At 39.7% G+C, this 13,349-nt stretch carries 14 protein-coding genes and 1 pseudogene; 1 reads left to right on the forward strand and 14 read right to left on the reverse strand.

Going from position 1 to position 13,349, the window contains the following annotated elements; genetic code table 11:
* The 5 genes and pseudogenes from GEZ85_RS05545 to GEZ85_RS05565 all read right to left on the reverse strand — a co-directional run.
* Positions 1 to 71, reverse strand: a pseudogene (locus tag GEZ85_RS05545) (transposase); the annotation flags it as partial.
* A gap of 149 nt (positions 72 to 220) precedes the next feature.
* Entirely contained in the window at positions 221 to 787 is a 567-nt protein-coding gene (gene sdbB / locus GEZ85_RS05550; protein WP_153209798.1) for a thiol-disulfide oxidoreductase-associated lipoprotein SdbB, read from the reverse strand.
* An 11-nt stretch (positions 788 to 798) separates the two neighbouring features.
* Positions 799 to 1,506 carry a thiol-disulfide oxidoreductase-associated membrane protein CcdA2 gene (gene ccdA2, locus GEZ85_RS05555; protein WP_084887242.1) on the reverse strand — a complete coding sequence of 236 codons (708 nt, stop codon included), beginning with the start codon at positions 1,504 to 1,506 and terminating at the stop codon, positions 799 to 801.
* A gap of 212 nt (positions 1,507 to 1,718) precedes the next feature.
* Positions 1,719 to 1,994 carry an HU family DNA-binding protein gene (locus tag GEZ85_RS05560; RefSeq protein WP_001284637.1) on the reverse strand — a complete coding sequence of 92 codons (276 nt, stop codon included), beginning with the start codon at positions 1,992 to 1,994 and terminating at the stop codon, positions 1,719 to 1,721.
* A 107-nt stretch (positions 1,995 to 2,101) separates the two neighbouring features.
* Positions 2,102 to 2,941, reverse strand: a complete 840-nt coding sequence (locus tag GEZ85_RS05565; protein WP_084887240.1) for a DegV family protein — start codon at positions 2,939 to 2,941, stop codon at positions 2,102 to 2,104.
* Between the two features lie 140 nt (positions 2,942 to 3,081).
* On the opposite strand from GEZ85_RS05565, the gene GEZ85_RS05570 reads away from it, so the two are divergent.
* Positions 3,082 to 3,930 (forward strand): YitT family protein, encoded by an 849-nt coding sequence (locus tag GEZ85_RS05570; protein WP_049487109.1) that lies wholly within the window; start codon positions 3,082 to 3,084, stop codon positions 3,928 to 3,930.
* A gap of 30 nt (positions 3,931 to 3,960) precedes the next feature.
* Here GEZ85_RS05570 and GEZ85_RS05575 read toward each other — a convergent pair whose 3' ends face one another.
* From GEZ85_RS05575 to GEZ85_RS05615, 9 genes are all read right to left on the reverse strand, one after another.
* A complete protein-coding gene (locus tag GEZ85_RS05575; protein WP_153209797.1) occupies positions 3,961 to 5,352 on the reverse strand; it encodes an APC family permease in 1,392 nt (463 codons plus the stop codon).
* Positions 5,353 to 5,476: 124 nt separating this feature from the next.
* Complete coding sequence (gene sufB, locus GEZ85_RS05580; RefSeq protein WP_125458019.1) at positions 5,477 to 6,889, reverse strand: Fe-S cluster assembly protein SufB; 1,413 nt, start codon at positions 6,887 to 6,889, stop codon at positions 5,477 to 5,479.
* 57 nt (positions 6,890 to 6,946) lie between these two features.
* Positions 6,947 to 7,387: a Fe-S cluster assembly sulfur transfer protein SufU gene (gene sufU / locus GEZ85_RS05585; RefSeq protein WP_153209796.1), complete on the reverse strand. Its 441-nt coding sequence runs from the start codon at positions 7,385 to 7,387 to the stop codon at positions 6,947 to 6,949.
* On the reverse strand, positions 7,374 to 8,600 hold the full coding sequence (locus GEZ85_RS05590; protein WP_060628495.1) for a cysteine desulfurase: 1,227 nt from the start codon (positions 8,598 to 8,600) through the stop codon (positions 7,374 to 7,376). The genes sufU and GEZ85_RS05590 overlap by 14 nt, the downstream gene beginning before the upstream one ends.
* Before the next feature lie 10 nt (positions 8,601 to 8,610).
* Positions 8,611 to 9,873, reverse strand: a complete 1,263-nt coding sequence (gene sufD / locus GEZ85_RS05595) for a Fe-S cluster assembly protein SufD (protein ID WP_153209795.1) — start codon at positions 9,871 to 9,873, stop codon at positions 8,611 to 8,613.
* A 27-nt stretch (positions 9,874 to 9,900) separates the two neighbouring features.
* Positions 9,901 to 10,671, reverse strand: coding sequence for a Fe-S cluster assembly ATPase SufC (gene sufC, locus GEZ85_RS05600; protein WP_000114489.1), 771 nt, complete (start codon positions 10,669 to 10,671; stop codon positions 9,901 to 9,903).
* Positions 10,672 to 10,927: 256 nt separating this feature from the next.
* Positions 10,928 to 11,122: a DUF3272 domain-containing protein gene (locus tag GEZ85_RS05605; protein WP_001081602.1), complete on the reverse strand. Its 195-nt coding sequence runs from the start codon at positions 11,120 to 11,122 to the stop codon at positions 10,928 to 10,930.
* Positions 11,123 to 11,149: 27 nt separating this feature from the next.
* On the reverse strand, positions 11,150 to 12,805 hold the full coding sequence (gene dnaX / locus GEZ85_RS05610) for a DNA polymerase III subunit gamma/tau (RefSeq protein ID WP_153209794.1): 1,656 nt from the start codon (positions 12,803 to 12,805) through the stop codon (positions 11,150 to 11,152).
* Positions 12,805 to 13,302 carry a GAF domain-containing protein gene (locus GEZ85_RS05615; RefSeq protein WP_153209793.1) on the reverse strand — a complete coding sequence of 166 codons (498 nt, stop codon included), beginning with the start codon at positions 13,300 to 13,302 and terminating at the stop codon, positions 12,805 to 12,807. Before GEZ85_RS05615 ends, dnaX begins: the two co-directional genes overlap by 1 nt.
* Between the last annotated feature and the right edge of the window lie 47 nt (positions 13,303 to 13,349).

Below are 13,349 nucleotides of genomic sequence, written 5' to 3' on the forward strand. Positions count from 1 at the left end.
AGCTTCTCTAAGCTATATCCTTGTTTTCTAAGTTCATAGATCTGAACTTTATCATCATAAGTTAATTTCATAATAAAAACACCCCAAAAGTTAGATTTTTTCTGTCTAACTTTTGGGGTGCAGTTCAGTTCCGCTATTGGAAATCTCTAGCTTTTTTGTGGCTGAGAACTATTTTGTCTCAGGTTCTTGATTATATAAATACTATTTTAAAACCTTGATTCTATTTCATTTCTTTAAAGGCTGCTTCTGCATCCGCATTTCTTATGGCACCAAACTGGATTTTTCCAATCTTGCCTTGGCTATCGATCAAATATTCTGTAGGAATACTTCGGATTTGATAAGCTTGGAAAGTACTCCCTTTGGTATCGTAGAGAACAGGTATATCCTTATATCCTTGTTCCTGGAACCATTTTGGAAATTCTTCTACTGTTTTTTCCCCTTGAAGACCTGGCGCAACGACACTAAGAATTTCAAAATCACGATCTGGTTTTGCAGCTAATTCCATCAACTCTGGCATACTTTTTTTACATGGACCACACCATGAAGCCCAAAACTTCAAATAAACCTTTTTACCCTTATAATCAGATAACTTCACTTCTTTGCCATCCATTGATTGCAAGGTAAAATCTGGCGCCTCTTTCCCAACAGCAATTTGTTGTACAGTCGTTTGTTGCTGTTGTTTTGGGGATTGTTCTGGTGCTTTAGTCTTTTTAGTCTCTTCCTCACCACAGGCTATCAATACGACTAATGACAAGAGGCTTAAGCCAGCAAACATTACTTTTTTCATCTTTTTCTCCTTTATTCAAAAATTCCAGCTAGAACATTTACTTGTCCTAATAGTAATAAAACTCCCATTAAAATAATAAGGAAGCCACCAATTTTCTTCAGTAGCATCATATGACGTTTAATTTTACTAAAATATGGCATAACTACACCAGAAGCTAGAGCCAAAACCAAGAAAGGAATGGCCATCCCCAGAGTGTAAATTAAGGTATAGATCGCTCCTTGCCAAGCACCATTACCTCCAGAAGCGGCAAGCGCTAAAACAGAACTTAAAACTGGACCAATACAAGGCGTCCAACCAAAGCTAAAGGTAATACCGAGTAAAAAGGCTGACCAATAACGATTGGGTGCTGATTTCTTAAAAGTAAAGCTTTTTTGAACCTCTAATTTCTTAAAATGAAAAATTTCCATCTGGTGTAAACCTAAGATGATGATAATCGTACCCATGGTATAGCGAAACCAATTGGCATAGAGAATATTACCAAAGTAACCAGCACCAAATCCTAGAATAAAGAAAATAAGAGAAATACCTGCGATAAAGCAAAGCGTCCGAATCAAACCTGACCAAGCGACTTTTCTTCCAAACAAGGAGAAGCTTTTTGCGCTTTCCTGATCATCCAATAAAATTCCAGTATAAACAGGTAACAGAGGGAAAATGCAAGGGGAAAAGAAGGACAAGATCCCTGCTAAAAAAACGGAGATTGAAAATACTATCGTTTCCAATAAAGAACCAACTTTCTTAATAATTCATATCCTATTTTACTATAATCAATTTCATTTGTATGATTTCTGCTACGCAATTTGAATTAGTCTGTATTTGAAAGATTTTCCGGTACTAGTTCATTCAGATTCTGGCCCCTTTTTTGCCCTCTATACACAAAAAAGCCTATTGACCAAGCTAGAAAGCTTGATACAATAGGCTTTTTAAAGGCTGATTATTTAACAGCGTCTTTAAGAGCTTTACCAGCTTTGAATGCTGGAACTTTAGAAGCTGCAATTGTGATTTCTTTACCAGTTTGTGGGTTGCGACCTTTACGTGCAGCACGCTCACGAACTTCAAAGTTACCAAAACCGATCAATTGAACTTTTTCACCAGCTGCAAGGTAGTCAGCTACTGCTGCGAATACAGCTTCAACTGCTGCTGCTGAGTCTTTCTTAGTCAATTCTGTAGCTTCTGCTACTTTAGCGATCAAATCTTGTTTGTTTGCCATGTTAATGATTCCTCCAATTTAATTTCTAATTAACAATTATAATCATATCCTAAAATCCCTTTTAGGTCAAGTTAAAAACGCTATTTCTTCCCATTTTATTTATTTTTTTAAGAGTAGTAACGTACTAAAATAGCCCAAGCGTTCTCACCCGTGTGAGTTTGAATAATAGAGCCCGTTTCCAAAACTGAAATTGGCTTTTCAACATAAGCTTGTAAGCTTTCTTTCATCTCTTTAGCCCAATCAGCACTACCAGAATATGAAATTCCAATCTCTGCTACAGAACGTTCAGAGAGCGACGTTATCAACTCATCTAACCATTTTTTAAAAGTTTTAGCTCCACGACCTTTAACGATTGGCTGCAATTCATGGTCTTTCATCTGCATGACAACACGTATATTGAGAAGTGAGCTCAACAATCCAGTTACACGCCCAATTCGTCCACCTTTAACAAGATTTTCCAAAGTCGAAACGCCAATATAGAGTTCTGTGTGTTTTTTTACCTCTTCTATGCGAGTTAAAATTTCCTCCATATCTTTGCCTTCTTGTGCTAACTTCGCAGCCTCAACAACTTGGAATTTCAGGGCTTGGTCAGTGAAGGAACTATCAATAACTGTCACGTCGGCAGTAGATAAACTAGCACCCTGTCGCGCTGCTTCTACAGTACCAGAAAGAGCATGGGACATATGAATAGCAAGAATCTGGCTACCATCCTTGCATAGGTCTTCAAAAACTTCAGCGAAGACACCTACAGGGGGCTGGCTTGTTTTCGGGAGGTTCTTACTTACTTGCATCAACTGAAGAAATTTACCTTCTTCTTTCAAATCCGCATCAGAATAAACAACATTATCAATCATTACAGATAACGGAACAACAGTGATATCTAATTGTTTTACTAGTTCAGGTTCAATAGTAACAGATGAATCGGTTACAATCTTAATTTTTGTCATAGTATCAATCTTTCTATTTTAGGATTCAGATTGGTTTTCTTACTTTTAATTATATCAAAAAAAGATTAAAAATCCTAATGGAGTCATTCAAATTTTCCTTAAAAATTTGATATAATCTACTTATAAGAAAAGAGGTTCCTATGATTAAAAAAATTTACCCCATTTTAACCATTTTACTAGGTGCTGCTATTTATGCTTTTGGTCTGACTTATTTTGTAGTTCCCCATCATCTCTTTGAAGGAGGGGCGACAGGTATTACCCTCATCACCTTTTATCTTTTTAAAATCCCTGTTTCGCTCATGAACTTGCTGATTAATATTCCTCTTTTCATCCTAGCTTGGAAGATTTTTGGAGCAAAATCTCTCTATTCTAGTTTACTAGGAACCTTAGCCTTGTCCGCCTGGTTGGCTTTTTTTGAGCGTATTCCCCTTCATATTGATCTTCAAGGTGATTTACTGATCACAGCCCTTATAGCTGGGATTCTATTGGGAATTGGTCTTGGAATTATCTTTAATGCTGGAGGTACAACTGGTGGTACTGATATTCTAGCTCGTATTCTCAACAAATACACTCATATATCCATGGGGAAACTGCTCTTTATCTTAGATTTTTGTATTCTCATGCTTATTCTCCTCATCTTCAAGGACTTGAGATTGGTTTCCTACACGCTCTTATTTGATTTTATCGTTTCTCGTGTCATTGATTTGATTGGTGAAGGAGGATATGCCGGCAAAGGATTTATGATTATCACAAAACGTCCTGACCAACTTGCTAAGGCGATTAATGATGACCTAGGTAGAGGCGTTACTTTCATCTCAGGTCAAGGTTATTATAGTCAAGAAGATTTGAAGATTATCTACTGTATTGTCGGAAGAAATGAAATTGTGAAAATGAAGGAAATGATTCATCGAATTGATCCTCAAGCCTTTATAACTATTACAGAAGCTCATGAAATCCTAGGAGAAGGCTTCACATATATAAAAGAGTAAGCAAAAAGCTGGGAAGTTCCAGCTTTTTCTTTATTCAGAAAGTGTAGAATGACGATAGCCATAAGTAAAGTAAATCACAAGTCCAACTACAAGAGCAATTCCAAACGCAATCCATGTTTCTACACTATATTGAAGCATAAAGGAAAGACAGATTAGAATCGAGAGAATCGGCAACAAGGGAACTAGGGGAGTTTTGAATTCTCCTTCTTTAGGCATTCCCCTATCCTTTCTAAGTTTTATAATTCCATAAGCCAATAAGATAAGATAAGCAAGCGTACAAATATTTAGAAAGGCTGCAATACTAGCCAGTGGAAACACTCCTGCTGCAATTGCAGAAGCAACTCCTGTTAAGATGGTCGCATTTTTAGGAACACGACTTGTTTTGCTTAATTGCTTAAAACTTCGAGGTAAAAGACCATCACGTGCTAAACTGTAAATCATACGCGATAAGGCATAAGTCATAGAAATACACACTGTTATTAGGGTTAAAATGGCCACTAATGACACATAATTAGCTGCCCAACCAATTCCTATACTTCGCAATGAAAATGCTACAGCATCATCCACATTGAGTTGGCTGTAGTGAACAATCCCTGTCAATACTAATGTAACCAAGGCATAGAGAATCGTTACGATTGTCAATGACAAAACAATACCTCGTGGGACATTTTTTTGTGGGTTTTGAATTTCATCAACAGCCATCGAAATAGATTCAAATCCTAGGAAACCAAAGAACATCAAAGATGCTCCTGCCATTATTCCAGTACTTCCACCATAAATTTGACCAAAACCAAAGGGAGCAAAGTTGGACCAATTTTCTGGTTTAATATACCAGATACCAACTAGAATAAACAAAGCGAGAGCAGAGAATTTCAAGATAACTAGAAGCGAATTAAAACGCAAAGCTGCCTTGGAATTTAATAAAACTAAACCGGTTACCAGTGTCAATACCAAAATAGGTAAAAGGTCTATATAGGTACCCTGCTCAGGGTTAAAGGTCCCATTCAAGGCTTGAGGCATTGAAATACTATAGTTACTGAGCAAGCCTTTAAAATAAGCTGCCCAGCCAGAGGCCACACCAGAAACTGCTGTCATGAATTCCATGATGGTCAACCAACCAGCAATCCAAGCTGGTAATTCACCCAAAATTGCATACAAATAACTATAAGCACCACCAGTTGCAGGAACACGAGAGGCAAACTCTGCGAAAAAGAGGGCGGATAAAGAAACACTCAGGGCAGAAATCACTATAGATACAACCAGCGACGGACCAGCAAGCGTTGCTGCTGCGGTTCCTGTAATAGTAAAAATCCCAGTTCCTACCATGGCACCGATTCCTAATAAAATCAAATCCCATACTTTTAAATGACGGTGCATTTCAGTACGTCCCAAACTAAGATCTTTAGTTCTAAAAATATTCATACTTCATCTCCATCAAATATGATTGTTTTATTTTATCATATAAAAGGAATTTTGTGAATATTTATAAGATGATTTTTCAAAAAAATCTGAACAGAAATAATTTCTGTTCAGATTATACATATTCTTACCCAACTGATCCTTCCATTTCATAGCTAATCAAACGGTTCAGCTCAACTGCATATTCCATTGGAAGCTCTTTTGTGAAGGGTTCTACAAATCCCATAACAATCATCTCAGTTGCCTCAGATTCTGACAATCCACGGCTCATGAGATAATAGAGTTGCTCTTCTGAAATCTTAGATACCTTAGCTTCGTGTTCCAAAGCGACTTGTGAGTTGTGAATTTCATTAAACGGAATGGTATCTGATGCTGACAAGTCATCCATGATAATGGTGTCACACTCAATGTGAGAAACAGATTTCTTAGAGCTTTTGTTAAAGGTTACTTGTCCACGGTAGTCAACCTTCCCTCCGCCTTTAGCAATGGATTTTGACACGATAGATGAACTTGTATGTGGAGCGTTGTGGATCATCTTAGCTCCAGTATCCTGGTGTTGCCCTGCATTGGCAAAAGCGATAGAGAGCATGGTACCACGCGCCCCTTCTCCATCTAGGTAAACAGATGGGTATTTCATGGTTGTTTTGGCACCCAAGTTACCATCAATCCACTCAACAGTGGCATCCTTTTGAGCCTTCGCACGTTTCGTTACCAAGTTATAGACGTTATCAGACCAGTTTTGGATAGTCGTATAACGCATATAAGCTCCATCCAAGGCAAAGATTTCTACAATGGCAGCATGCAAGCTGTTACTTGAATAAGTTGGCGCTGTACATCCTTCTACATAATGGACACTTGCTCCTTCATCAACGATAATCAAGGTACGTTCAAACTGACCAGTATTTTCGTTGTTGATGCGGAAGTAAGTTTGAAGTGGGATATCTACCTTAACCCCTTTTGGTACGTAGATAAAGGTTCCACCAGACCATACTGCTGAGTTGAGGGCAGCCAACTTGTTATCTGTCGGCGGTACCAACTTAGCGAAGTATTGTTTAAACAAGTCTGGGTATTCCTTGAGGGCAGAATCCGTATCTGTAAAGATAATCCCCAATTTCTGGAACTCTTCCTTCATGTTGTGGTAAACCACTTCTGACTCATACTGGGCAGAGGCACCTGCTAGATAAGCACGCTCAGCTTCAGGAATCCCGATACGTTCAAAGGTTTCTTTAATCTTTTCAGGAACTTCGTCCCATGAACGGGCTGGTTTGTCAGATGGTTTTTGGTAGTAGATCAAGTCATCAAAATCAATCTCTGACAAGTCTGCTCCCCAAGTTTGCATGGGCATTTTTTTGAAGGTTTCATAAGACTTCAAACGGAATTCTAACATCCATTCCGGTTCTCCCTTAGCAGCTGATAGTTCACGAATGACATCTTCGTTCAATCCTTTTCCTGTCGATAGGACAGGCTCTACATCATCATGGAAACCAAATTTATATTCACCAAGGTCAATTGGTTTTGGTTCTACTCTTTCTTCAGCCATAATATCCTTTCTTTCATTCTTTATTTCTACTGATTCATAAGACAAAAGAAACTTGCCTTACTTGTTTTCTTGATTTTCAATTGTTTTCTTCAGGGCATTCCAAGCTAGGGTTGCACACTTAATTCGTTGAGGGAATTTTGCAACGCCTGATAAGAAAGCTGCATCTCCAAGTTGGTCTTGACGCTCATCTTTTTGCCCTTGAACCATTTCAGAAAAAATAGTCGCAAGCTCTAAAATTTCTTGTTTGGTTTTTCCTAAAACTGCATCTGTCATCATGCTTGCAGAGGCAGTCGAGATGGTACAACCTGAGTTTAGAAAAGCAATATCTTCCAAACGGCCCTCTGCATCAAACTTGACTGAGAGGTTGATGACATCTCCACAGGTCGGATTGTTGAGACTGATTTGCTCAGCATCTTCCAACTTCCCTTGGTGATGTGGATTTTTCGAATGGTCTGCTACCACTGCCATATAAAGGCTATCTAGTTTAGAAAGTGCCATTGAAAAACTCCTTTGTCTTTTGTAAGGCATCGACTAGCTTGTCGCAATCTGCCTTGGTATTGTAAATATAAAAACTTGCGCGAGCTGTTGCTGGGACATCCAAATACTGGAGCAAAGGTTGCGCACAATGGTGACCCGCACGAACTGCCACTCCTTCATAATCCAGAGCAGTCGCAAGGTCGTGAGGATGAAGGTCACCTAGGTTAAAGGCAATAACACCTGAACGATGAGCCAAGTCCTGCGAACCGTAAATAGTCAATCCTTCAATCGCCTGCAGTTTTGGATAGACGTATGCAATCAGTTCCTGTTCATGGGCTTCAATCGCATCCATACCAATCTTTTCAAGATAATCCACTGCTGCTGCCAGTCCGATAGCACCTGCCATATTTGGTGTTCCAGCCTCAAATTTCCAAGGCAATTCCTTCCAACTAGCAGATTGCTCATAGACAAAATCAATCATCTCACCACCAAATTCTACTGGTGACATTTGTTCCAGATACTTTTCTTTACCATAAAGAACACCAATACCAGTTGGACCAGCCATCTTGTGACCTGAAAAGGCAAAGAAGTCCACATCCAAGTCCCGGACATCAATCTTCATATGAGGCGTAGATTGAGCACCATCCACCACCATGATGGCTCCAACTTGATGGGCTAATTGGGTGATTTCTTTGATCGGATTGACTACACCAAGAACATTTGAGGCGTGAGCAAGGGAGACAAACTTGACTTTATCAGTCAATTTAGTTCGAAAATCATCCATATCCAGAGCTCCATTATTGAGATAGACATAAACAAGTTCTGCCCCAGTTTTACGGCAGGCTTCCTGCCAAGGAATGATGTTGGAATGGTGTTCCATGACAGAAATCAAAACCTGGTCTCCCTCAGTCAAGGCTTCCTCTGCAAAGCGCGCTACCCAGTTCAGACTGGTTGTCGTTCCTCTAGTAAAGAGAACTTCCTTTGTAGACCTTGCATTGATAAACTTACGAATGGTTTCACGAGCCGCCTCATAAGAAGCTGTTGCTCGCTCAGCCAAGGTATGGACCCCACGATGAACATTGGCATTGTCGTTCTCATAGTAGCGGTTAATCGTCTCCAGAACTGCCAGTGGTTTTTGTGTCGTCGCAGCATTGTCCAAATAGACTAATGGTTCATCATTAACAATCTGGTCTAAAATTGGAAAATCCTTGCGAATCACTTCTACATCTAACATAGGCTACCCCTTAGCGTTTTGACAATTTTTCTTCGATAGTTGCAATCATTTCATCACGAACTTCTTTGACTGGTATCTCAACAATAACAGATCCAAGGAAACCGCGGACAACCAAACGTTCTGCAGTTGACTTATCCAAGCCACGGCTCATGAGGTAATACATATCTTCTGGATCTACCTGACCGATAGAAGCCGCGTGTCCTGCAGTTACGTCATTTTCATCAATCAAAAGAATTGGATTGGCATCTGAACGCGCTTGGTCTGAAAGCATGAGAACACGGCTCTCTTGTTGCGCATCTGCTCCCTTGGCACCCTTGATAATGTGGCCAATACCATTGAAAGTTAAAGTTGCTTTTTCAAGAATAACCCCATGTTGAAGGATATTTCCGATTGAGTTGCAACCATAGTTAGTTACTCGGGTATCAATCCCTTGTACCTGACGGCCACTTGAAAGAGCTACGACTTTAAGGTCCGCATGGCTACCGTTACCAATCAAGTCACTATCAAAATCAGCAACTACATTCCCTTCGTTCATGACACCGATTGCCCAGTCAATGCTTGCATCGTTGCCTAATTTACCACGACGGCTAATGTAAGCAGTGACGTTTTCACCTAGACGGTCGATAGCAGCAAACTTCACTTGAGCTCCAGAACGTGCAATTACTTCTACTGTGATATTAGCAGTTGCTTTGGCACTTCCTTCACCGCGTGACTCTAAACGTTCCAGATAGCTTATTTTACTGTTTTTACCAGCAATGATAAGGATATGCTTGTTAAAAGGCACCTCGCTATCACTATCTTGGTAGAAAATACCTTCAATTGGTTCTGTGATTTCTACGTTATCTGGAATGTAGAGAACAGCACCACTATTGAAATAAGCTGTGTGGTAGGCTGCCAGCTTATCATCGTCATACTTAACTGATGACATGAAAAATTCCTCAATAAGCTCTGGAATTTCTTCTAAAGCTGAGTGAAAGTCTGTGAAGACAACACCCTGTTCAGCTAACTCAACTGGTGTTTGCTCAAAAACAGTTTGAGTTCCTACTTGCACCAACTTCAAGTGATTATCTAGAGCTGTGAAATCTGGAACATTTGCTGATGGCTCACTTTCTGTAATCGTTCCATCACCCAGATTCCAACGGTGAAATTTGACACGCTCAATAACTGGTAATTCTAGACTCTCAATCTTATCAAAAGCTTTTTGACGGATGTCAGCCAACCAGCTTGGTTCAGCGTGCATTTCTGAAAAAAGTTTAATATTTTCTTTAGTCATTTACTTCTCCTAAAAGATACGAGGGAATTACAATTCTTCCTTGTAGTCATAGCCAAGTTCTTCAGCTAATTTTGCGTATCCTTCACGTTCCAAACGTGCAGCTAATTCTGGACCACCAGAAAGAACAACACGACCTTCCATCATCACGTGTACCACGTCTGGTGTGATATAGTTCAAAAGACGTTGGTAGTGAGTAATAATCATAGCACCAAAGCCTTCGCCACGCATAGCATTGACACCTTTAGACACAACTTTAAGAGCGTCAATATCAAGACCAGAGTCAATCTCATCCAAAAGGGCGAAAGTTGGTTCCAACATCAAGAGTTGAAGAATTTCATTACGTTTTTTCTCACCACCAGAGAAACCTTCGTTTAGGTAACGCTCTGCCATTTCTTCTTTCATGTTGAGCAATTCCATTTTCTCATCCAGTTTAGTAATGAACTCACGAACTGAAATCTTTTCATCATCTTCCTTACCAGCATTCATGGCTGCACGAAGAAACTCAGCATTGGTAATTCCAGGAATTTCTGATGGATATTGCATTGCAAGGAAAAGTCCCATACGCGCACGCTCGTCCACTTCCAACTCAAGGATGTTTACGCCATCAAACAAAACTTCACCTTTGGTAACTTCATAGTTTGGATTTCCCATGATAGCGGCAGAAAGAGTTGATTTACCAGTACCATTTGGTCCCATGATAGCGGCAATTTCTCCTGTTTTAAGGGTCAGGTTAACCCCTTTTAAAATTTCTTTTCCTTCAATCTCGACGTGAAGATCTTTGATCTCTAATACTGACATGATAGTTCCTTTCTTTTTCAAGGCCTTTACAGTACTTACTAGAAACATAGTTGATTTCCCTAGAAAATACGGAAATACTCAATGAAAATCAAAGAGCAAACTAGGAAGCTAGCCGCAGGCTGTACTTGAGTACGGCAAGGCGAAGCTGACACGGTTTGAATTTGATTTTCGAAGAGTATAAAAGGTCAATAAATATACTTTTATAGTATAACAAAAAAAAGCCTAAAAGGCTTTGATTTTGTCTAGAAGCTGAGGACTAGTCTTTCCCTTTTAAATGCTGGTCAATGACATCTACTATTTTACCCATCAAGTAACTGACTCGAAAATTTCTAAAGAGCAAAATGGCCCAAAAGGCTGCCATAATATAGCGACCAGTCATCCAGGCTTCATTGAAAAAATAGGTTTCAGCAGCTGTAAACAGCGCAATGATAATAAATTGTTGTCTATTCATAAACTTATTGTATCATGAAATCTTTCTTTAGTCTTCCTCTACCTTCACTTTATCAGCCAAAAATTCAAATCCTTCCGGAATCAGGCTTTCTTCTGCTTCTTTTTCAGTTTGAGAAGATTTGGCTTTGGCTGAAAAGGCTGCGCGAACTTCTTTCCATTCCTCCATGGAAATAGCTAAAATCTCAGGTGAAAAACCTGCTGCCTGACTGAGGATATTGCCAAACATAGTGTTGAGATTGTCCCGTTTCATGGTTTGACCAGCATTGAAGTTAGACTCAAAAGCAAGAATAGCATGGTGTTCATTGGCCGCAACCGGTTGAGAACCAACTAGCAAAGCCTTATCAGGACCACCTAGACTTTCAATTACCTCTCCCCATGCATTCTGCAAGCGAATCAGATTTTGACGTGCTAAATCAGGATTTTCGACAGCCTCTTGTAAGATAGATTGAACTTTATTGCGATCCACACGATAGACTGTTTTGCCTGCTGTTGGACGACTAGGAGCTGGATTTGTTGGCTTAGATACAGTTCCTACATTTACCAGTTCATGTTTGAGACGGGCAACTTCCTGTCTCAGTGCAGAAATTTCACTTTCAACTGCCCCAGAAAGAGCTGCTTCAGTCTTAATCTCTGCCAAACGGATAGTCATCATCTCAGCATAAATCTTGGGCTGCAAACTAGACTTAATATCTGCTAAACTGACTGTCGCCAAGCGAATCATTTCAAACAGATTTTCTTGAGGAAGTACCAAATTCTCTACAAAGACTGGACTATGATGAGTGTTTTCTCCACCTGTTTGGACAATTAACAAGTCTCTTAAATAGTGCAAAAGATCCGTCACAAAACGAGTCATACTCTTACCATTGTCAAAGAGAAGATTCAAGCATGCTAGGGCCTTTGGAACATCCTGTTGAGACAAGGCAGCCACATAATCATCCAAGGCTGATAGGCTAATAGTGCCAGTAATTTCTTCAGAAATGGCAGTCGTCAATTCATTTCCCTGTGTTAAACTTAGGGCTTGATCCAAAATAGACAAGGCGTCTCGCATTCCACCTTCAGCCCGTCTAGCAATGATTTCCACAGCTTCTGGTTCAGAACTGATATTTTCTTTGTCTAAGATATAGCGAATATGCTCCTTAATATCCTGTGTCTTAATTGATTTAAATTCAAAACGTTGCACACGAGATAGAATCGTAGCAGGTATCTTGTGCAATTCAGTAGTGGCCAAAATAAAGACCACATTCTGTGTTGGCTCTTCCAGCGTCTTTAGAAGGGCATTAAAAGCTCCTGTAGACAGCATGTGAACCTCGTCTATGATATAAACCTTATAACGGGCAAGACTAGGGGCGTAGGTAGATTTATCACGAATTTCACGGATTTCATCGACCCCATTATTAGAAGCTGCATCCATTTCGATGACATCTTCTAAACTACCGTCCGTCACTGCCTGACAAATATAGCAGTTATTACAAGGTTCCCCACCCACTTGATTTGGACAGTTCATAGCCTTGGCAAATATCTTAGCTACACTGGTTTTTCCCGTTCCACGAGGACCAGAAAAAAGATAAGCATGACTTATTTTCTCTTGCTCCACCGCTTGTTTAAGAGTCTTAGCCACAACTTCTTGACCAACCAACTGGGAGAAGTTTTGACTTCTATATTTTCGATAAAGTGCTTGATACATTAGGCTTTCTCCCCAAACATTGTAAAGTCCCATTCTGTCTTTTCAAGCAAAATAGCGACAAATTGTTCCAAATAATCTCGATCCATAGCATCATAATCATCAAACTCTGAAGAATCCAGATCCAGAACCCCGAGCAATTGACCATTCTTAACCATCGGAACAACAATTTCACTTTTAGCTCGACCATCACAAGAAATATAGTTGGGATAAGTCCTTACATCACCAACTAGAACCGTTTCCTGAAAGTGGGCTGCCTCCCCACAAACACCTTTTCCAAGCGCAATACGGATGCAGGAAACACCACCTTGGAAGGGACCTAAAACCAATTCCTTTCCATCGAATAAATAAAAGCCTGCAAATACAGTATTAGGAAAGTGCGATTTTAAAAGAGCACTGGCGTTGGAAAGATTAGCCAAAACATTGTTTTCGCCTTCCAATAAAAAAGAGAGCTCCTCATTTAACATTTGATAACGTGATTTTTTTTCTGATTCTAACATAGGACTATTATATCAAAAAAGGCTTACAGACAAAAGAAAAATCCCTT

It is taken from the genome of Streptococcus mitis (assembly GCF_009496205.1).
GTDB classification, from domain to species: Bacteria; Bacillota; Bacilli; order Lactobacillales; family Streptococcaceae; genus Streptococcus; species Streptococcus mitis_BN.

Bases quoted from the DNA above. Each gene is read 5' to 3' on its own strand.
- sufB (WP_125458019.1), bottom strand. From the start codon at position 6,889: ATGGCTGAAGAAAGAGTAGAACCAAAACCAATTGACCTTGGTGAATAT.
- GEZ85_RS05560 (WP_001284637.1), bottom strand. From the start codon at position 1,994: ATGGCAAACAAACAAGATTTGATCGCTAAAGTAGCAGAAGCTACAGAA.
- GEZ85_RS05615 (WP_153209793.1), bottom strand. From the start codon at position 13,302: ATGTTAGAATCAGAAAAAAAATCACGTTATCAAATGTTAAATGAGGAG.
- sufU (WP_153209796.1), bottom strand. From the start codon at position 7,387: ATGGCACTTTCTAAACTAGATAGCCTTTATATGGCAGTGGTAGCAGAC.
- GEZ85_RS05605 (WP_001081602.1), bottom strand. From the start codon at position 11,122: ATGAATAGACAACAATTTATTATCATTGCGCTGTTTACAGCTGCTGAA.
- sdbB (WP_153209798.1), bottom strand. From the start codon at position 787: ATGAAAAAAGTAATGTTTGCTGGCTTAAGCCTCTTGTCATTAGTCGTA.
- dnaX (WP_153209794.1), bottom strand. From the start codon at position 12,805: ATGTATCAAGCACTTTATCGAAAATATAGAAGTCAAAACTTCTCCCAG.
- GEZ85_RS05575 (WP_153209797.1), bottom strand. From the start codon at position 5,352: ATGAATATTTTTAGAACTAAAGATCTTAGTTTGGGACGTACTGAAATG.
- sufD (WP_153209795.1), bottom strand. From the start codon at position 9,873: ATGACTAAAGAAAATATTAAACTTTTTTCAGAAATGCACGCTGAACCA.
- sufC (WP_000114489.1), bottom strand. From the start codon at position 10,671: ATGTCAGTATTAGAGATCAAAGATCTTCACGTCGAGATTGAAGGAAAA.
- GEZ85_RS05565 (WP_084887240.1), bottom strand. From the start codon at position 2,941: ATGACAAAAATTAAGATTGTAACCGATTCATCTGTTACTATTGAACCT.
- GEZ85_RS05570 (WP_049487109.1), top strand. From the start codon at position 3,082: ATGATTAAAAAAATTTACCCCATTTTAACCATTTTACTAGGTGCTGCT.
- GEZ85_RS05590 (WP_060628495.1), bottom strand. From the start codon at position 8,600: ATGTTAGATGTAGAAGTGATTCGCAAGGATTTTCCAATTTTAGACCAG.